This window comes from Mesorhizobium sp. P160219 (genome assembly GCF_057786095.1).
The window spans coordinates 973,775-991,447 of the sequence record NZ_JBYNWG010000001.1 but is presented as its reverse complement, the minus strand read 5'-3'; the positions used below and the strand labels follow the sequence as shown (position 1 = coordinate 991,447).

Below are 17,673 nucleotides of genomic sequence, written 5' to 3'. Positions count from 1 at the left end.
CGCTCGATGACCGTTGTTGTGCTGGAGCGTTTTCTCGCCGACGAGGCTGCGACCGCAAGGCTCGGCGAAGACCTGGCCATGGCGCTGCGGCCGGGCGACGTGCTGGCGCTCAAGGGCGATCTCGGCGCCGGCAAGTCGACGCTGGCGCGGGCCCTGATCAGGGCGCTGGCCGATGATGCCGGCCTCGATGTGCCGAGCCCTACCTTCACCTTGGTGCAAAGCTACGACACGCGCATCCCCGTGCACCATTTCGATCTCTATCGCCTGTCCTCGGCCGGCGAGATGGACGAGCTGGGTTTCGACGAGGCGCTGCTGCAGGGCGCTGCCCTTGTCGAGTGGCCGGAACGGGCGGAGGCCGCTCTTCCGAGAACGTCGATCTGGATCGAACTCGTCCATCAGGACGAAGGACGATTGGCGAAACTATCGGGCCAAGGCGTTGCCTTCGAACGCGTGGCCCGATCGCTGGCGATGCGCGATTTCCTCAAAACGGCCGGTTGGGGCGACGCCGCGCGGCGCCATTTCGTCGGCGACGCCTCGGCGCGCTCTTACGAGATTGTTTCGCTCGCCGGCCTTGCGCCGCGCGTGCTGATGAATTCGCCAAGGCTGGTGCTGGGGCCGCCGGTGCGCGACGGCAAGCCCTATGCCGTGATCGCCCACACGGCGCAGTCGGTCACCGCTTTCGTCGCCATCGACAAGGCGCTGCTGGCGCAAGGTGTCAGTGTCCCAAAAATCCATGCCGAGGATCTCGAACGGGGCTTTCTGCTGCTGGAGCATCTGGGCTCGGAAGGTTTTCTCGACGGCAATGATGAGCCGGTGGCCGAGCGCTACGCGGCAGCGGCCGAATTGCTGGCGATGATGCATGGGAAGACCTGGCCGCAGCGCATGGAGGCCGTGCCGGGCGTCTTCCACGAGGTGCCGCCCTTCGATCGCGCCGCCATGCTGATCGAAGCCGATCTCTTGGTCGATTGGTATGTGCCGATGGTGACCGGCAGCCCGGCAAGCGAGGCTTTACGCGCCGGCTATCACAGGGAATGGAACGCGGTTCTCGATCGGCTGGACACACAGGAATACACGCTGATGCTGCGCGACTTCCATTCGCCCAACATCATCTGGCGCGGTGACCGCAAAGGCCACGACCGGCTGGGCATCGTCGATGTCCAGGACGCGCTGATGGGTCCGGCGGCCTATGACGTTGCGTCGCTGGCCATGGATGCCCGCGTCACCGTTTCGCCCGATATCGAGCAGCGGACCGTGGACGCCTATGTCGCTGCGCGCCACGCCGCCGGCGGCTTCGATGAGGACGCCTTCCGCGCGGCCTATGCGATCATGGCGGCGCAGCGCAATTCGAAGATCCTCGGCATTTTCGTGCGGCTCGAAAAGCGCGACGGCAAGCCCTATTATCTCCGACACCTGCCGCGCATCCGCGATTATCTCAGGCGGGCGCTGGCGCACCCGGCGCTGGCTCAGTTGAAGGAGTTTTACATGGCACATGGCCTGCTGGAGGAACGGCTCCCGTGACCTTGACCACAGCGATGGTGCTGGCGGCTGGTCTTGGCAAGCGCATGCGGCCGATCACCGACACCATGCCGAAGCCGCTGGTGCGGATCGCCGGCAGGACCTTGCTCGACTGGGGGCTGGACAGTCTCGAAGCGGCCGGCGTCGAGAAAGCCATCGTCAACGTGCACTATCTGCCGGACCAGATCGTCGCCCATATCGCCCACAGGCGGGCGCCAAAGATCGTCATTTCCGACGAGCGCGACGCACTGCTGAATTCGGCGGGTGGCATCGTCAAGGCATTGCCGCTGCTGGGCAGCGACCCCTTCTACATCATCAACGCCGATACGTTCTGGATCGACAGCGGCCAGCCCAGCCTCGAGCGCCTTGCCCTTGCATGGGACGGCGCGAAAATGGATATTCTGCTGATGCTTACCGATCTCGACTCGGCCACCGGACACGGTGTCGGCACGGATTTCCTGATGGCGCCGGATGGCGGCCTGCGGCGCTCGAAAGGCGATCCGGCCGGGTTGATCTATGCCGGAGCGGCAATCGTCAATCCCGCCATCTTCAGGGATGCGCCGGCCGGGGCGCATTCGCTCAACACCTATTTCGACAAGGCAATCGCCTCTGGCCGTCTGTTCGGCATGCAGATGCGCGGAAGCTGGATCACCGTCGGCACTCCCGACGCCATTCCGCAGGCGGAAGCGGCCGCCGCCGAAGCTCTCGCGAAGGTGGTATGAGCGGCGCGCGCCGCGTTCTTTCGATCCCGCCCGGAGCGCCATTCCTGCCGACTCTGGCCGAGGCCTTGCTGGCCGGACGGCTGGTGCCCGGCTTCCGGTTCGACGGCGATCCGCTGGCGCTGGCTGATGTCACCATCTATGTGCCGACACGGCGCGCGGCCCGTGCGCTGCGCGGCGCTTTTGTCGACGCGCTTTCGGGACCGGGGGGGAGCCGCCGTTCGGCGATCCTGCCGGTCATCCGCCCGCTCGGAGAGTTCGACGAGGACGAAGCCGCCTTCGACGCCGGCACGCCGACCGAGCTTGAAATGGCGCCGCCGATCGCAGCCATCGAACGCCTGCTGCTACTGGCGCCGCTGGTGCGGGCCTGGAAGCGCACCTTGCCGGCGCATGTCCTTGATATGTTCAACGAAGAGATCGTCGTGCCGGCCTCCGCCGCCGATGCGATCTGGCTGGCGCGCGACCTCGCCCGGCTGATGGACGAGATCGAAACCGAAGGCACGGACTGGACCAGGCTTGCCGATCTGGTCACCGGCAATCTTGCCGGATGGTGGCTTGTGACGCTCGATTTCCTCCGTATCGTCACCGAGGCCTGGCCGAAATTGCTGGAGGAGCGCGACCGCTCCAACCCGGCCGCGCACCGCAATGCGCTGATCCGGCGCGAGGCGAAGCGGCTGGAACGCAACCCGCCCAAAGGCCCGGTGATCGCCGCCGGCTCGACGGGCTCTATTCCCGCCACGGCCGAACTGCTTGCCACGGTCGCCAGCCTGCCCAACGGCGCCGTGGTGCTGCCCGGGCTCGATGGGATGCTGGACGAACCGTCTTTTGCCGCGATTGGGGCGCCCGGTGCGCGGCCGGCACTGCTTGGCCACCCGCAATACGGCATGGCCAAGCTGATCGGCAAGATTGGCGTGCTGCGTGGCGATGTCGAGGAAGTGGTCTCCGCCGAGCCCGCACTGGCGCTCCGCGCGGCCCTTGTCGGCGAGGCGCTGCGGCCGGCCGAGACCACGGAATTATGGGCCGAGACCCGCATATGCTTCAACGCCGTAGACATCGCCGAGGCCTTCGCCGACGTGACGCTGATCGAAGCCGCCAGCGAACGCGACCAGGCGGCGGCGATCGCCATCGCGCTGAAAACCGCCGTGGAACAGCCGGGACTAAGGGCAGCGCTCGTTACCGGCGACCGCTGGCTGGCGCGGCGCGTCTCGGCCGAGCTGTTGCGCTTCGGCGTGATCGCCGACGATTCCGGCGGCACGCCGCTCGCCAACACGCCTGCCGCCAGCCTGCTGCGGCTCACACTTCAAGCGGTATTCCGGCCCGGCGATCCCGTCGGCCTTTTGTCGCTGCTCAAGCATCCGCTGCTCGGGCTCGGACTTGAGCGCACCGGCGTGCGCCATGCCGCCGAGCTCATCGAACTCGTGGCGCTGCGCGGCGGCACCGGACGCCCCGACATCGCCTCTTTGCCAGCACTGTTCGAGGAGCGTCTCGCCGGGCTGAGCGGGGACAAGCGCCAGCCCTTCTGGTTTTCGCGCCTGAGCGGGCGCGGCATCGACGATGCCCGCGATATGCTGAGCCGGCTTGTGACGGCACTGGCGCCGCTGACCGCCTTTCGCGGTGAAGAGAACGCCGATCTCGTCGCGTTGACCAGAGCGAGCGTCGCCGCGCTGGAAAATCTCGGCCGCACGGCGGAGGGCAGCCTGGCTGAATTTTATGCCGGCGACGCCGGCGAGAAACTCGCCGAGCTGCTGCGCGGTGTGGTCGCCGCGTCTGCATCGTTCGACTTCCCGGCCGACGAATGGCCTGATGTGATGGACGCGCTGGTAGCACCGGAAACGGTCAAGCCGGGGCAAGGCACAGACCGCAACATCGCGATATGGGGCGCGCTGGAGGCACGGCTGCAGAGCGTCGACACGCTTGTCATTGGCGGGCTGAACGAAGGCGTGTGGCCACGCAAGCCGGAAAGCGATCGCTTCATGTCGCGGTTGATGAAGACCGGCATCGATCTCGAGCCGCCAGAGCGCCGTATCGGCCTTGCCGCCCACGACTTCCAGATGGCGATGGGGGCGAAAAAGGTGGTGCTGACGCGCTCCGCCCGAGCCGGCGACGCACCGGCGGTGCCGTCGCGCTGGCTGCAGCGCATCCTCACCTTCATCGGCAAGGATCCGGCGGCCGCATTGCGCGGGCGCGGCGACGAATTGCTTGCCTGGGCGCGCGCGCTCGATGCCGGCGAGCGGCAGCATTTCGCGCCGCGACCGCAGCCGAAACCGCCGCTGAGCATGCGGCCCACCCACTTCTCGGTGACCGCGATCGAGACGTTGCGACGCGACCCCTATGCGGTCTATGCAAGGCGTATTCTGAGCCTTCTGCCGCTCGAACCGGTGATCCGCGATCCCGGTGCGGCCGAGCGCGGCACGCTGTTTCATGACATCCTGCATCTGTTCTCGACAGAGGTGGCGGATCCCCGCGCGCCCGAAGCTCTGGAACGCCTCATCGCTGCCGGCCGGACCTGCTTTGCCGAGATCGCCCTGCCCGCCGACGTCGAGGCTGTGTGGTGGCCGCGCTTCGAAAAGCTTGCCGCCAACATCATCGAATGGGAGCGCGGCCGCGCTCCCGCCGTCGCCCGGCGGCATGCCGAGGAGCGCGCCGAAAAGACCGCTGTCGGCCGCACCGGCGTGACGCTGTCCGGCTATGCCGACCGCGTCGACCTTTTGGCCGGTGGCATGGCCGACATTCTCGACTACAAGACCGGCTCGTCCCCGTCCAAGGCGCAGGCCCACACGCTGCTGGCGCCACAGCTGGCGCTCGAAGGGGCGCTGCTCCGGCGCGGCGCCTTCAAGGGGCTTGGCGCGCGCGAGCCCTCCCAGCTCGCATTCGTGCGGCTGAAGCCGAATGGCGAAGTGTTCGAGGAATCCATCCTCGACTACAACCGCCAGCCTCGGACCGCCGAAGACCTCGCCGAGGAGGCTTGGGCGCGGTTGGAAAAGCTGCTGGTCCACTATGCCGATCCGACGACCGGCTATCTGTCGCGGGCGCTGCCTTTTCGCGAGGGCGAGAGCGATGGCGATTACGACCATCTGGCGCGCGTGCTCGAATGGTCGGCCGGCGGCGACAGCGATGACGAAGCGGGGGAGGCATGAAAAAAGCCTATCCCATCCCCAGCGAAACCGCCGCCAGCCAGGCGCGCGCCTCCGACCCGAAGAACTCGGCCTGGGTGTCCGCCAATGCCGGCTCGGGCAAGACGCATGTGCTGGCCCAGCGCGTCATCCGGCTGCTGCTCAACGGCACCGATCCGTCGAAGATCCTGTGCCTGACCTATACGCGGGCGGCCGCCGCCAACATGTCGAACCGCGTGTTCTCGACCCTGTCGGAATGGACGGCGCTCGGCGATGCCGAGCTTGCCACAAAGATTGAGGCGGTGGACGGCCGCCGACCCGACCGCGACACGATGCGGCGGGCGCGCCGGCTGTTTGCCGAAGCGCTGGAAACGCCGGGCGGGCTGAAGATCCAGACCATCCACGCCTTCTGCGAATTGGTGCTGCACCAGTTTCCGCTGGAGGCCAACATCCCGGCGCATTTCGAAATGCTCGATCCGCAGATGGAGGCCTCGCTGTTTGCTGGCGCCCGCCGGGACATGATTTCGGGCACGTCAGCCGGAGACACCGGACTGGCCGAGGCCTTTGCCACCGTGCTGGAGCGCGGCGGAGAACACGGGCTCGATGCGCTGCTCGCCGAAATCGTTCGCAAGCGCGACGGCTTACGCGGCTTCATCGATGCGGTCCGGCGCGACGGCGCCGGCTTTCGGGCCCTGTTCGACGAATTCCATTTCCGCCCCGGGCAGAACGCCGAAGACATAGCGGCATCGGTATGGCCGCTGCCGGGTTTCCTGCTGGACTTCTTTGCAGTGTTCGCCAGTGCCGCCGAGGCCGCCGACGCCCGCACCGTGCTCAACAATCTCTTGCCCTATGCCCGCTTGGCCTTTGCCGAGACGGACCCGACCCGCCGGCTGCAGATGCTCGGCAAAGCCTTTCTCAAGGCCGATGGCGACCCCTATGATCCCTCGAAGTTGTTCAAGAAGGCGCTGCTCGGCCGGCTGCCCGACCTTCCCGAGCGCTATCTGGCGGCCGTCAAGGCGATAACAGAGGTCTCCGACCGGCTGGCGCTGTTCCGGATGCTGGAAGGCACGGTCGCGGCGTTGACCATAGCCGACTGGCTGATCGTGCGGTACGAGCGCCTGAAGCGCAGCCGCGGCTTTCTCGACTTCAACGACCTCATCACCCGCACCGTCAACCTTCTGGCGCGGCCGGATGCCGGACCCTGGGTGCAGTACAAGCTCGACCAGGGTATCGACCACATCCTGCTGGACGAGGCGCAGGACACCAGCCCCGACCAATGGGAGGTGGTGAAGCGGCTGGCGGAGGAGTTCTATGCCGGCCACGGCCAGCGCGGCACGACCAATCGCACGGTGTTCGCCGTCGGCGACGAAAAGCAGTCGATCTATTCCTTTCAGGGTGCCGCGCCGGAATCCTTCGCCGACAGCCGGCTCTTGTTTTCCGGACGTGTGAACGCCGCCAATGCTTCGTTTGCCGACCTGAAACTGACCTGGTCGTTCCGGTCGACCGACGACGTGCTTGCCGCCGTCGACCGCGTCTTTGCCGATCCGGGCGTGCGGCGCGGCATCAGCCATGACCCCGATCCGCTCGACCACAAGGCGATCCGCAACGACGCGCCTGGCTATGTCGAGGTCTGGCCGTCGCTCGGCGCTGACGCCGTCGAGGAGCCCGACGACTGGACGTTGCCGGTCAATCATGCCAGCGCGCCGGCTGTGCGGGTGGCCGAGCACGTGGCTGCGATCATCCAGGCCTGGCTCAAGGACCGCGAGATCATCGAGGGCAAGGGACGCAGGCTGAGGGCCGGCGACATTCTTGTGCTGGTGCGCAAGCGCGACCGCTTCGTCCATGCGCTGTCGCGCGCGCTGAAGGACCGCGATATTCCCGTTGCCGGCGCCGACCGGCTGAGCCTGCCCGGCCACATCGCGGTCAAGGACCTGATCGCACTCGGCCATTTCCTCATCCAGCCGCAGGATGACCTGTCGCTCGCCGCCGTGCTGCGCAGCCCGGTTTTCGACGTGTCGGAGGAGACGCTTTTTACGCTTGGCGCCGGACGGCCAGCCGGAACATCGCTGATCGCCTCATTACGCCAGCATGCTGGCGACAATACCGCGCTGACCGATGTCGTTGCCCGGCTCGACGGCTGGGCCAACGAGGCGGCGTTCCGGCCGGTGTTCGAATTCTACGCCGGGGTGCTGGCGCGCGACGGCCTGCGCAAGAAGATGATCGCCCGGCTTGGACCGGAAGCCGGCGATATTCTCGACGAGTTCCTGAGTTTCTGTCTGGCCGAAGAACGCACCGGCTTGCCGGGGCTGGAGGCTTTCCTGGCGACGCTGGAAAACACCGGCCCGGAGATCAAGCGCGAGATGGACCAGACGCGCGACGAGGTCCGCGTCATGACCGTGCATGCCGCCAAGGGCCTGGAAGCGCCTGTTGTCTTCCTGGTCGATGGCGGTTCGGCGCCGTTCAGCGACCAGCATCTGCCGCGGCTCATGCCGTTCGACGCTTCGGGCCGCAATTTCGACGGCAAGGGCTATCTCTGGCGCTCGGCCGCCGATGTCGCGAACGGCTTCTCCAAGGCGGCCTCGGCCAGGGCGCGGGAGCTTGCCGACGACGAATACCGGCGGCTGCTCTATGTCGGCATGACGCGCGCCGAGGACCGGCTGATCGTCTGCGGCTATCACGGCAAGCGTCAGCCCAGCACCGGCACCTGGCATTCGATCGTCAGCCGCGCGCTGACAGGTGCACCCGAAAGCACCGAGCGCCGCCACCCCGCCAGCAGCGAGCCGGTGCACCGTTTCGTCATGACCAAGCTTCCGCCGGTGGCGCAAGCGGCAGCCGACGAGTCGCGGCTGCCGCAACAGGTGCCGCCGCTGCCGGTGGGCTTGTTCCGGCCCTTGCCGCCTTATGAGGAGCTGCCGCGCCCGCTGTCGCCTTCCGGCGCGTCGGCGCTGATCGACGAGGGCAAGGAGGCGGTCGTCGATACGCGTTCGCCGGTGCTGGACAGCGAAGCGGAGCCCGGTTTTGCCGTGATGCGCGGGCTGGCGCTGCACAAGCTGGTGCAGATGCTGCCCGGTTTTGCCGAAGACGAACAGCAAGGCGCGGCGGCGCAGTATCTCATTCGAGCCGGCGCCGACTGGCCGGAGGCCGAGCGCAACAAAGCGCTGGCTTCGGTGATGGCGATCCTCAGAGATTCGCGTTTTGCCGGGCTGTTTTCGCCCTCGTCCCGCGCCGAAGTGGCCGTCATGGGCAGTATCGAGGTCAAGGGCAGGCTGCGCTCGATCTCCGGCAAGATCGACCGGCTGGCGGTGACGCCCGGGCGCGTATCGATCGTCGACTACAAGACCAACCGGCCGGCGCCCGCAGGCCTGGCCCAGGTGCCGCCGGCCTATATACTGCAGCTGGCGCTCTACCGCGCGCTGCTCCAGCCGCTTTACCCCGGCCGCGCGGTGACGGCAGCACTGTTGTTCACCGAGGCACCGAGGCTTATCGAACTGCCGGCCCAGGCGATGGATGGCGCCCTTGCCCGACTCACGGGAGCGTGACACAAGTTCTGCTTGAAGAAGGGCTGCTGAACCACCACATTTGGTGCGAGATAAATTTCGAAAGGATTTTCGTATGGCCACCGTCAAGGTCGACAAGAGCAATTTCCAGGCCGATGTGCTCAACGCCTCGCAGCCCGTCGTCGTGGATTTCTGGGCCGAATGGTGCGGCCCCTGCAAGATGATCGGTCCGTCGCTGGAAGAGATCGCCAATGAGCTCGGCGACAAGATCAAGATCGCCAAGCTGAACATCGACGAGAACCCCGAGCTTGCCGCCCAATTCGGCGTGCGCTCGATCCCGACGCTGATGATCTTCAAGGGCGGCGAAGTCGCCGACATGAAGGTCGGCGCCGCGCCGAAGACCGCGCTGTCGCACTGGATCAATGGCAGCCTCGCCTGATCTGGCTTTGTTTTGATGCATGTCGTCCTCCCAAAACCGGGACCACTTTTGGGCGACCTGCATTAGTTCCCGAGATCGAAGCCCGGCCCTCGCGCCGGGCTTTTTCTTTGGCGTCATCGCCCGGCCGCCTCTGGCCCTCGCATCGGCGCACTCCATGTCATCTGCTTGAGGCAGGACAGGGAGAAACAGAATGACCGGATCCGCCAAGGCCACCGTCTTCATCGACAATGAGCGCGTCATCGTCACCGAGTATCGGTTCCAGCCCGGCGACAACACCGGCTGGCATCGCCACGGCCACGACTATGTCGTGGTGCCGCTGATGGACGGCAAGGTGAAGCTGGTGACCAAGGACGGCGAGAGTTTTGCCGAGATGAAGAAGGGTGCGCCCTATTTCCGAAAGGAGGGCGTCGAACACGACGTCATTAGCGCCAATGACGGCGAGTATGCCTTCATCGAGATTGAGCTAAGGTGATGGCTTGCCATCCTCTGCCATCTTGATGGCTCGTCCTAAATGGGGGATATATTTTCTCGAAGGTATTTTGAAATGGCCGAACCCCGGCTTTCCGCCCGCAGCGCAAAAGCACGAGATCTTGCGCATCGTCTTGCTCATCGCGAAAACCGCTCGATAGCGGATATCGTCGAACGCGCGCTTGAATCCTATGAGATTCGGGAGGCGGGGCGAGAACCGGCGTCCACCTTCTACTCCCGCCTGACGGCAAGCAGTGGCGCGGATATCGATCTGGAAGAAATCATCCGGAAAAGCCTCAAGGTCCATACAGGGCCGGAGCTTTGATCCTCGTCGACACCAACACAGCTCACCAGTCGGCGATGCGGTCGCCTCCGGTAAATTGCGCGCTTTTGGCGGTGTATTCGAACAGCTCTATCTTCACGCCGTTGGGATCGCGGATCCAGGCCTGAAAAGTGTCGTCGCAGGCGTGCTTCTTGGCGGTGACGTCGATGCCCTTCGATTTGATATGGGCGATCGCCGCGTCGAGATCTTCGACTTCCAGGCAGAAATGGTTGATCTGGTTCTGCTCGCTGTATGCAGTGCCGTCCTTCTGGAACACCTCGACATGGCTGCGGCCGCCGCAATTGAGGTAGAAGCCGAAGACCTTGTCGTCGCGCAGGAAATTGAACTGCGTGTCGAGGCCAAGCACGTCGCGGTAGAAGCTTCGCGTCGCCTCCAGATCATGCGCGAAGATGCAGACATGGGCGAGTTGCTTGACCTTGATCATGATGGGCTCCTCGCAGTGAAATGGCTTCAGGTTGGCGGCGTGCCGTTTTCGGCCAGCACCGCGCCGGCGAGATATAACGACCCCCCGATCAGGATGCGTGGCGCCGGCCCGTCCCAGGTGTCGCGCAGCAGCATCAGCGCACTGGCGACGGAACTGACCGGTTCGGCCGTGAGGCCGGCTTCGGTCGCCCGCACCGCCAGCTCGTCATTCGGCACGCCGGCATCGCTCATGCTCACCGGCACGGTGTAGACGTGCCGAGCCAGGCCCTTGAAGGCGTGGAAGTAGCCGCTCTGGTCCTTGGTGTTGATCATGCCGGAGATCAGAAACAGCGGCCGCGGGTTCTTTTCCTCCTGCTCGGCCAGCGCCTCGGCAATGACCATGCCGGCGCCCGGATTGTGGCCGCCGTCGAGCCAGATGTCGGCGCCCTTGGGCGCCAGCTCCATCAGCCGGCCCTGTACCAGTTTCTGCATGCGGCCCGGCCATGCGACGCTCGCCATCGCCTTCTCAGTGGCGCGATGACTGATTTCGAAACCGGTGGCCTTGACGGCGGCAATCGCTGCCGCCGCATTGGCGAACTGGTGGCGCCCGGGCAGGCGCGGTGGCGGCAGGTCCATCAGCCCGTCCTCATCCTGATAGACCATGCGGCCGTTTTCCTCGAAGGCGAGAAAATCCTGGCCGTAGACGAAGGTCGGGCAATCCAGCCGCTCGGCGGTTTCGATCAGCACTTGCAGCGCCGTCTCGCTCTCCTGCGCGCCGATGACCACCGGGCAGCCGCGCTTCATGATGCCGGCCTTTTCGGCGGCGATCAGTTCGACCCGGTCGCCGAGATAGGCTTCGTGATCCATCGACACCGGCATGATCACCGACACCGCCGGCCGGGCAACGACATTGGTGGCGTCGAAGCGGCCGCCAAGGCCGACCTCGATGATGGCGGCGGCAGCCGGATGCTCGGAAAACAGGATGAAGGTGACGGCGGTTAGGATTTCGAAGACGGTGATCTTCTGGCCGGCATTGGCCCGGGCGACGCGGGCGATGGCCTCGGCGAAGGTCTCGTCGTCGACCAGCCGGCCGCCGCCCTCGGCCGCCAGCCGGTAGCGCTCGGCCCAGTTCACCAGATGCGGCGAAGTGTGGACATGGACAAGGTGGCCGCCGGCTTCGAGCAGCGCGCGCGAAAAGGCCGCGCACGAGCCCTTACCGTTGGTGCCGGCGATATGGATGACCGGCGGCAGCCGCTCCTGCGGATTGCCGAGGCGTTCGAGCAGCCTTGTGATGCGGTCGAGCGAAAGGTCGAAGCCTTTCGGATGCAGCGCCATCAGGGCTTCGATTTCACGATCTGCGGCAAGCGTTGTCATGAGCGAATCCTACGCATGCGCGCAGGTGCACGCAATCGCGGTTTGCGGCCAGAAATGTCGCGTCAGGCTTGCGGGCGGGCTTCCGTCGGGATGACCGACGGCGGCAGGATTTCCGGCTCCAGCGGCTTTTGCTCCTGCGGCAGTTTGAGCAGGATTTTCAACAGCCGTGAAATCGTCTCGCGCAGTTCCAGCCGCGACACCACCATATCGACCATGCCGTGCTCCATCAGATATTCGGAGCGCTGGAAACCGTCCGGCAGTTTCTCCCGGATGGTCTGCTCGATGACGCGCGGGCCGGCAAAGCCGATCAGCGCGCCGGGCTCGGCAATGTGGACGTCTCCCAGCATGGCGTAGGAGGCGGTAACGCCGCCGGTGGTCGGGTTGGTCAAGACGACGATGTATGGCAGGCCGGCTTCCTTCAGCCGGTCGACGCCGATCGTGGTGCGCGGTAACTGCATCAGGGACAGAATGCCTTCCTGCATGCGCGCGCCACCGGAGGCGGCAAACAGGATCAGCGGCCGCTTGCGCTGCAAGGCGACCTCGAAACCGTGCACAATGGCGTCACCCGCGGCCATGCCGAGCGAGCCGCCCATGAAGGCGAAATCCTGCACCGTCACTACAACCGGCAGGCCCTCGACCGTGCCCAGCGCATTGATGATGGCGTCTTCCAGGCCGGTCTTGGCCTTGGCGTCCTTCAGCCGGTCCGTGTAGCGCTTCTCGTCGCGGAACTTGAGCGGGTCCTGCATGACCTTGGGGTTCTCAAGCTGCTCGTATTTGCCGTCGTCGAGGAAGAATTTCAGCCGTTCCTTGGCCGAAATCTTCATGTGATGGCCCGATGACGGGATGACGAACTGGTTGGATTCCAGGTCCTTGTGAAACACCATCTCGCCGGTCTCGGGATCCTTGATCCAGAGATTCTCGGGCATGTCGGTGCGCCGACCGAGCATCGAATTGATCCTCGGGCGAACGTAATTGGTGATCCAGTTCATCGCTTCGGCTCCTGTCCTGACGAAGAGTTGGCTCGTGCATGTCGCCCAAAAGTGGGAACCGGTTTTGGGATAACGACTTGCACAAGGCCTAAGTAGGGAAACTATTCGGCAGCAGCAAGGCGGGCCGAACGCACGCCCTGAGACAGTCCGCTGACCAGGGTGGCGACGGCCTCGGCCGGGTCGGCGGTCTTCTCGCCCTTCGGTCCCAACACATTGGCGACCGCGTTGACGATCGCGGTGCCGACGACGACGCCATCGGCATTGGCGCCGATAATGCGCGCCTGCTCGGCGGTCTTGACGCCGAAGCCGACGCAGACCGGCAGATTGGTGTGGCCCTTGATGCGCTTGACCGCGGCGGCAACCTTGCCGGTGTCGGCCAAAGCCGAGCCGGTGATGCCGGTCATCGACACGTAATAGACGAAGCCCGACGTATTCTGCAGCACCTTGGGCAGGCGCTTGTCGTCGGTGGTCGGCGTTGCCAAGCGGATGAAGTTGATGCCGGCCTTCAGCGCCGGAATGCAGAGTTCTTCGTCCATCTCCGGTGGCAGGTCGACGACGATCAGCCCGTCAATGCCGCTGGCGATGGCGTCCTTGAGGAAGCGATCGACACCGTAGATGTAGATCGGGTTGTAGTAGCCCATCAGCACGATCGGCGTTTCATTGTCGGTGGCGCGGAAATCAGCCGCCGTCTTCAGCGTCTTGACCAGGGTCTGGCCACCTTTCAGCGCCCGCAGGCCAGCGGCCTGGATCGCCGGTCCATCGGCCATCGGATCGGAAAACGGCATGCCCATTTCAATGATGTCGGCGCCGGCCTTGGGCAGCGCCTTCATGATCGACAAAGCGGTGTCATAGTCGGGGTCGCCGCTCATGAAATAGGTGACGAGCGCCGGGCGGCCCTCGGCTTTCAGTTTTGCCATGCGGCGGTCGATGCGGGTCACCATGATCAGATCTCCATGCCCAGCATCGAGGCCACTGTGTGCACATCCTTGTCGCCGCGTCCCGACAGGTTGACGATGACGATCTGGTCCTTGTCCATATCAGGCACGATCTTCACCGCATGCGCGATGGCGTGGGCGGATTCCAGCGCCGGGATGATGCCTTCGACGCGCGTCGTCAGCTTGAAGGCTTCCAGCGCCTCGTCGTCGAGGATCGGCACATATTCGACGCGGCCGGAATCGCGCAGCCAGGAATGTTCGGGGCCGACGCCGGGATAGTCGAGGCCGGCTGAGATCGAATGGCCGTCGAGGATCTGGCCGTCGGCGTTCTGCAAGAGATAGGTGCGGTTGCCGTGCAGCACGCCGGGCGCGCCGGCATTCATCGAGGCGCAATGCTCGATGCCGTCAAGGCCGCGGCCGCCGGCTTCGATGCCGATGATGCGGACTTCTTTGTCATCCAGGAACGGATGGAACAGGCCGATGGCGTTCGAGCCGCCGCCGACAGCCGCGATGATGGTGTCGGGTAGCCGGCCTTCCTGTTCGAGGATCTGGGCGCGCGCCTCGATGCCGATCACCGACTGGAAGTCGCGCACCAGCTCCGGATAGGGATGCGGGCCGGCGGCAGTGCCGATCAGGTAATAAGTGTCCTCGACATTGGTGACCCAGTCGCGCAACGCTTCGTTCATGGCGTCCTTCAGCGTGCCGTGACCGGCGGTCACCGGCCGCACTTCGGCGCCGAGCAGCTTCATGCGGAAGACGTTGGGGCTTTGGCGGGCGACATCGGTGGCGCCCATATAAACGACGCAGGGAAAGCCGAAGCGCGCCGCGACCGTGGCCGCGGCAACGCCGTGCTGACCAGCGCCCGTCTCGGCGATGATGCGCTTCTTGCCCATGCGCTTGGCCAGCAGGATCTGGCCGAGGCAGTTGTTGATCTTGTGCGAACCGGTGTGGTTCAAATCCTCGCGCTTGAAGTAGACTTTGGCGCCGCCCCCGAGGCCCTTCGCCGAGGAAACCTCACGAAGGTGTTTTGTGAGCCCTTCGGCGAAATACAGCTTTGATGGCCGACCGGCATAATGGGTCGACAGGTCGGTCAGTTCGGCCTTGAAGTCCGGATCGTTCTTGACCTCGTTCCAGTGCCGTTCGAGGTCGAGGATCAGCGGCATCAGCGTCTCGGCCACGAAGCGGCCCCCGAAGATGCCGAACATGCCCTGTTCGTCGGGTCCCGTGCGGAAGGAATTGGGTGTCGCCGGCTTGTTCATCGCCGATCTCCTGGTCTTGGTTCTGAGCATGTCTTATCGGAAAACCGGTTCCCACTTCTCCGGAACATGCTCGGGTTCGAAAGAAGTGCCTCAGGCAGCGCGGTCGTCGCGCGCGGCCCTGACGGCCCGGAAGAACTGCTCGATCAGCGCCGGATCCTTGACGCCCGGGCCGCTTTCCACCCCCGACGAAATGTCTATCGCGGGCGGATTGGCTGATATCAGGGCGTCGCCGATATTGGCGGCGTTGAGCCCACCGGAAAGCATGTAATCGAGCCCGGCGTCAAGGCCGGCCAGGATGCGCCAGTCAAAGGCGACGCCATTGCCGCCCGGAAGTTGCGAGCCCTTTGGTGGCTTGGCATCGAACATGAAGCGATCGGCAACGCCGATGAACGGCTTTAGCCGCTCGAGATCGGCTACCTCACTGACGGAGAACACCTTCATGACAGGCAGGCCGTAGCGAGCTTTCACCTCGGCCACCCGCTCGGGCGTCTCCGTGCCGTGCAACTGCAGCATGTCGGGGCGCATCTTTGCGACGATCTCATCCAGGAACGCGTCATCGGCATCGACCGTCACGGCGACCGCCCTGGCCTTGCCGATTGCCGCCTCGCGCAGGCGGCCGGCTGCCGCAGGCTCGACATAGCGCGGGCTTTTAGCAAAGAAGATGAAGCCGACATGGCTGGCGCCGCCGGCCAGGGCCGCGGCCATTGCCTCATCGGTCTTCAATCCACAGATCTTGATATCGAGCGCCATGGCGCGGGGCTTGGCACGAAACCGGCCAAGAGTCGAGAAAAAGCATGCTGTTTGCCGGCAACGCCAAAGGCGCTACCTATTGATGGGAGAAGCAAGGCGGAGCAGACGAATGGCCGACCAGAGCATAGCCGAACTCAGGCAGAAGATCGCGCAAGCGCGCGACGTCATCGCCCATCTGATGCAAAAGGCCGCCTTCGACGGGGCGGAAGCGCACCGGGTCCTGGATTATTTCGGCAGCGATGCGTTCGAGCAGAATTTCCTGCCATGGCCGCGCCATGGCGACGAAGGGCTGCGGCCTGAAGAGCTTAATGCGGCCAATGATGATTGAGCGCGCCGCCGGCGAAGGCTAATCGAACACAATCGCCTGCAATGCCCCACCATTCCGCTTCAGCCAGTCCTTGCAGCGGTCGGTGTCGGGGCAGAGCTGCTCGCACAGTTTCCAGAATTTCGGGCCGTGGTTCATCTCCTTGAGATGCGCCACCTCATGCGCGACCAAGTAGTTTATCACCGGCGTCGGCGCCATCATGATGCGCCATGAGAAGGACAAATTGCCGTCGGAAGTGCAGGAGCCCCAGCGGCTCGACGTGTCCTTGAAGCGGATACCCTTGGCGCGCTTGCCGATGGCCTCGGTATGCTTGACCACCAGCTTCTCGATGTCCTTCTTGGCCTCGCGCCTGAGGAAATCGGCGATGCGGCGCGGCAAATGTATGCGCTCGCCATGGACGATCAGCAGCGGACCGCGCTCGTCGCGCGACACGGTGACGGTGCCGCGTTTCGACGGTTCGTGGACGATGCGATGCGCGACGCCGCGTATCGGGATCTTGATGCCGGGGCGCACTTGCGGCCGTGTCGGTACCTTGGCCAGACGCTGCTCCAGCCAGCCCTGATGGCGGTGAAGGAATTTCTCCACCTCGCCGCGGCGCAGGCCCGGCGGCACGGTGATGCGCAGCCCCTGGCCGCCCGAATCGATGCGCAGCGTCAGCCGCCGTGCGCGGGCGCTCTCGACGATCCTGAGCGGCAGTGTGCGGCCGGCAACGACGTGCTCTCGCTCTTCGACAGGCGAGGGTTTTGGTTTGGTCAGGTTGCGGAAAAAGCCGAAGGACATGGCTGAACGATACGCGATTCGAGGAAAACGACCAGAACAAAAAAGAAACGGCGCCGCTCGCGCGACGCCGTCCATCATGCCAAGGCCTGTCTTAGAGCGCCGCGCGTCTCTGACGCGCAAAGGACGCTGTAGCACTCTAATTCGGCGCATGAACCTTTCCGAAAATCGGTTTCGATTTTCGGGGTCATGCGCGCAGCCTCAGTCGTCAAGCAGGTTCGGGCCCTTGCGCTTGGGCGTCGCGGGCTTGGCCGTTTCGGCCGAGCCTGTCTTCGCAGGCGCTGTCGACTTGTTGCGGTTGGCCATGAAGCGGTCGAACTCGTCCTGGTCCTTGGCGCGGCGCAATTCGCGGGCGTACTCGTCGAACTCGCTCAGCATCTCATCGAGCTTGCGACGCTCTTCGGCGAGGCGTTCGAGTTCCTTCTCGCGCCAGTCGTCGAAAGCGACATTGCCGGTGCGGGCCGAACCGTGGCCCCAGCGCGCGGCCTTGTCGGAACCGCGACGGCAGCCGGCGAAGATGCCGTCGGTGGCCCGGTTGACGTCGCGCTTGAAGCCGTCAAGCCGGTCGCCCCAGATGATGTAGGCGAGCATGGCGAAGCCAAGCGGCCAGAACACCATGAAGCCGATCACCATCAGCGCGATGGTCGCCGGCGTCCAGGCCGGGCGGATCAATGCGGATGTGTTCATTTTCTCCCATTCCTTCGGTTGGAGACAGCCAAGAGCGGCTGCGTGGATTCGAAATGGGATGAGAAAAACGGCGATTCAAGA

General features: G+C 64.9%; 16 protein-coding genes. 8 read left to right on the top strand and 8 right to left on the bottom strand.

The features are described 5' to 3' along the window. Positions 1 to 6: 6 nt before the first annotated feature. From tsaE to AC3EMP_RS04975, 7 genes are all read left to right on the top strand, one after another. On the top strand, positions 7 to 1,518 hold the full coding sequence (tsaE, locus tag AC3EMP_RS05005; protein WP_023672299.1) for a tRNA (adenosine(37)-N6)-threonylcarbamoyltransferase complex ATPase subunit type 1 TsaE: 1,512 nt from the start codon (positions 7 to 9) through the stop codon (positions 1,516 to 1,518). A 14-nt stretch (positions 1,519 to 1,532) separates the two neighbouring features. Beyond that, positions 1,533 to 2,237 (top strand): nucleotidyltransferase family protein, encoded by a 705-nt coding sequence (locus AC3EMP_RS05000; protein ID WP_031197320.1) that lies wholly within the window; start codon positions 1,533 to 1,535, stop codon positions 2,235 to 2,237. Beyond that, the gene (gene addB / locus AC3EMP_RS04995; RefSeq protein ID WP_352710598.1) at positions 2,234 to 5,371 is read left to right on the top strand and encodes a double-strand break repair protein AddB; all 3,138 of its coding nucleotides are present in this window, start codon (positions 2,234 to 2,236) and stop codon (positions 5,369 to 5,371) included. Before AC3EMP_RS05000 ends, addB begins: the two co-directional genes overlap by 4 nt. Further along, entirely contained in the window at positions 5,368 to 8,886 is a 3,519-nt protein-coding gene (addA, locus tag AC3EMP_RS04990; RefSeq protein ID WP_488494589.1) for a double-strand break repair helicase AddA, read from the top strand. The genes addB and addA overlap by 4 nt, the downstream gene beginning before the upstream one ends. A gap of 73 nt (positions 8,887 to 8,959) precedes the next feature. Then, a complete protein-coding gene (trxA, locus tag AC3EMP_RS04985) occupies positions 8,960 to 9,283 on the top strand; it encodes a thioredoxin (RefSeq protein WP_023672297.1) in 324 nt (107 codons plus the stop codon). 190 nt (positions 9,284 to 9,473) lie between these two features. Beyond that, positions 9,474 to 9,755 (top strand): cupin domain-containing protein, encoded by a 282-nt coding sequence (locus tag AC3EMP_RS04980; protein WP_023696001.1) that lies wholly within the window; start codon positions 9,474 to 9,476, stop codon positions 9,753 to 9,755. A 72-nt stretch (positions 9,756 to 9,827) separates the two neighbouring features. Then, positions 9,828 to 10,076 carry a hypothetical protein gene (locus AC3EMP_RS04975; protein WP_023827359.1) on the top strand — a complete coding sequence of 83 codons (249 nt, stop codon included), beginning with the start codon at positions 9,828 to 9,830 and terminating at the stop codon, positions 10,074 to 10,076. Positions 10,077 to 10,098: 22 nt separating this feature from the next. On the opposite strand, the gene AC3EMP_RS04970 is transcribed toward AC3EMP_RS04975, so the two are convergent. From AC3EMP_RS04970 to AC3EMP_RS04945, 6 genes are all read right to left on the bottom strand, one after another. Next, positions 10,099 to 10,518, bottom strand: a complete 420-nt coding sequence (locus AC3EMP_RS04970; protein WP_023681395.1) for a VOC family protein — start codon at positions 10,516 to 10,518, stop codon at positions 10,099 to 10,101. Between the two features lie 26 nt (positions 10,519 to 10,544). Next, positions 10,545 to 11,870 carry a bifunctional folylpolyglutamate synthase/dihydrofolate synthase gene (locus AC3EMP_RS04965; protein WP_023672293.1) on the bottom strand — a complete coding sequence of 442 codons (1,326 nt, stop codon included), beginning with the start codon at positions 11,868 to 11,870 and terminating at the stop codon, positions 10,545 to 10,547. A 62-nt stretch (positions 11,871 to 11,932) separates the two neighbouring features. After that, a complete protein-coding gene (accD, locus tag AC3EMP_RS04960; protein WP_023687437.1) occupies positions 11,933 to 12,859 on the bottom strand; it encodes an acetyl-CoA carboxylase, carboxyltransferase subunit beta in 927 nt (308 codons plus the stop codon). A gap of 101 nt (positions 12,860 to 12,960) precedes the next feature. Further along, a complete protein-coding gene (trpA, locus tag AC3EMP_RS04955; RefSeq protein ID WP_023693067.1) occupies positions 12,961 to 13,800 on the bottom strand; it encodes a tryptophan synthase subunit alpha in 840 nt (279 codons plus the stop codon). 2 nt (positions 13,801 to 13,802) lie between these two features. Continuing rightward, a complete protein-coding gene (trpB, locus tag AC3EMP_RS04950) occupies positions 13,803 to 15,053 on the bottom strand; it encodes a tryptophan synthase subunit beta (protein ID WP_023681393.1) in 1,251 nt (416 codons plus the stop codon). Between the two features lie 90 nt (positions 15,054 to 15,143). Then, a complete protein-coding gene (locus AC3EMP_RS04945; protein WP_023681392.1) occupies positions 15,144 to 15,803 on the bottom strand; it encodes a phosphoribosylanthranilate isomerase in 660 nt (219 codons plus the stop codon). A 109-nt stretch (positions 15,804 to 15,912) separates the two neighbouring features. Here AC3EMP_RS04945 and AC3EMP_RS04940 point away from each other — a divergent pair, with 109 nt between their 5' ends. Continuing rightward, positions 15,913 to 16,131 (top strand): hypothetical protein, encoded by a 219-nt coding sequence (locus AC3EMP_RS04940; RefSeq protein ID WP_023672288.1) that lies wholly within the window; start codon positions 15,913 to 15,915, stop codon positions 16,129 to 16,131. A gap of 18 nt (positions 16,132 to 16,149) precedes the next feature. Here the strand turns inward: AC3EMP_RS04940 and AC3EMP_RS04935 are convergent, their stop codons facing one another. Both AC3EMP_RS04935 and AC3EMP_RS04930 read right to left on the bottom strand, forming a co-directional pair. After that, on the bottom strand, positions 16,150 to 16,908 hold the full coding sequence (locus AC3EMP_RS04935; RefSeq protein ID WP_352710596.1) for a M48 family metallopeptidase: 759 nt from the start codon (positions 16,906 to 16,908) through the stop codon (positions 16,150 to 16,152). A gap of 198 nt (positions 16,909 to 17,106) precedes the next feature. After that, a complete protein-coding gene (locus AC3EMP_RS04930; protein WP_023672286.1) occupies positions 17,107 to 17,592 on the bottom strand; it encodes a DUF2852 domain-containing protein in 486 nt (161 codons plus the stop codon). Positions 17,593 to 17,673: the final 81 nt, after the last annotated feature.

What these genes read in the sequence shown, in the direction of transcription:
- tsaE (WP_023672299.1), top strand. Translation starts at nt 7, where the DNA reads ATGACCGTTGTTGTGCTGGAGCGTTTTCTCGCCGACGAGGCTGCGACC.
- AC3EMP_RS05000 (WP_031197320.1), top strand. Translation starts at nt 1,533, where the DNA reads ATGGTGCTGGCGGCTGGTCTTGGCAAGCGCATGCGGCCGATCACCGAC.
- addB (WP_352710598.1), top strand. Translation starts at nt 2,234, where the DNA reads ATGAGCGGCGCGCGCCGCGTTCTTTCGATCCCGCCCGGAGCGCCATTC.
- addA (WP_488494589.1), top strand. Translation starts at nt 5,368, where the DNA reads ATGAAAAAAGCCTATCCCATCCCCAGCGAAACCGCCGCCAGCCAGGCG.
- trxA (WP_023672297.1), top strand. Translation starts at nt 8,960, where the DNA reads ATGGCCACCGTCAAGGTCGACAAGAGCAATTTCCAGGCCGATGTGCTC.
- AC3EMP_RS04980 (WP_023696001.1), top strand. Translation starts at nt 9,474, where the DNA reads ATGACCGGATCCGCCAAGGCCACCGTCTTCATCGACAATGAGCGCGTC.
- AC3EMP_RS04975 (WP_023827359.1), top strand. Translation starts at nt 9,828, where the DNA reads ATGGCCGAACCCCGGCTTTCCGCCCGCAGCGCAAAAGCACGAGATCTT.
- AC3EMP_RS04970 (WP_023681395.1), bottom strand. Translation starts at nt 10,518, where the DNA reads ATGATCAAGGTCAAGCAACTCGCCCATGTCTGCATCTTCGCGCATGAT.
- AC3EMP_RS04965 (WP_023672293.1), bottom strand. Translation starts at nt 11,870, where the DNA reads ATGACAACGCTTGCCGCAGATCGTGAAATCGAAGCCCTGATGGCGCTG.
- accD (WP_023687437.1), bottom strand. Translation starts at nt 12,859, where the DNA reads ATGAACTGGATCACCAATTACGTTCGCCCGAGGATCAATTCGATGCTC.
- trpA (WP_023693067.1), bottom strand. Translation starts at nt 13,800, where the DNA reads ATGGTGACCCGCATCGACCGCCGCATGGCAAAACTGAAAGCCGAGGGC.
- trpB (WP_023681393.1), bottom strand. Translation starts at nt 15,053, where the DNA reads ATGAACAAGCCGGCGACACCCAATTCCTTCCGCACGGGACCCGACGAA.
- AC3EMP_RS04945 (WP_023681392.1), bottom strand. Translation starts at nt 15,803, where the DNA reads ATGGCGCTCGATATCAAGATCTGTGGATTGAAGACCGATGAGGCAATG.
- AC3EMP_RS04940 (WP_023672288.1), top strand. Translation starts at nt 15,913, where the DNA reads ATGGCCGACCAGAGCATAGCCGAACTCAGGCAGAAGATCGCGCAAGCG.
- AC3EMP_RS04935 (WP_352710596.1), bottom strand. Translation starts at nt 16,908, where the DNA reads ATGTCCTTCGGCTTTTTCCGCAACCTGACCAAACCAAAACCCTCGCCT.
- AC3EMP_RS04930 (WP_023672286.1), bottom strand. Translation starts at nt 17,592, where the DNA reads ATGAACACATCCGCATTGATCCGCCCGGCCTGGACGCCGGCGACCATC.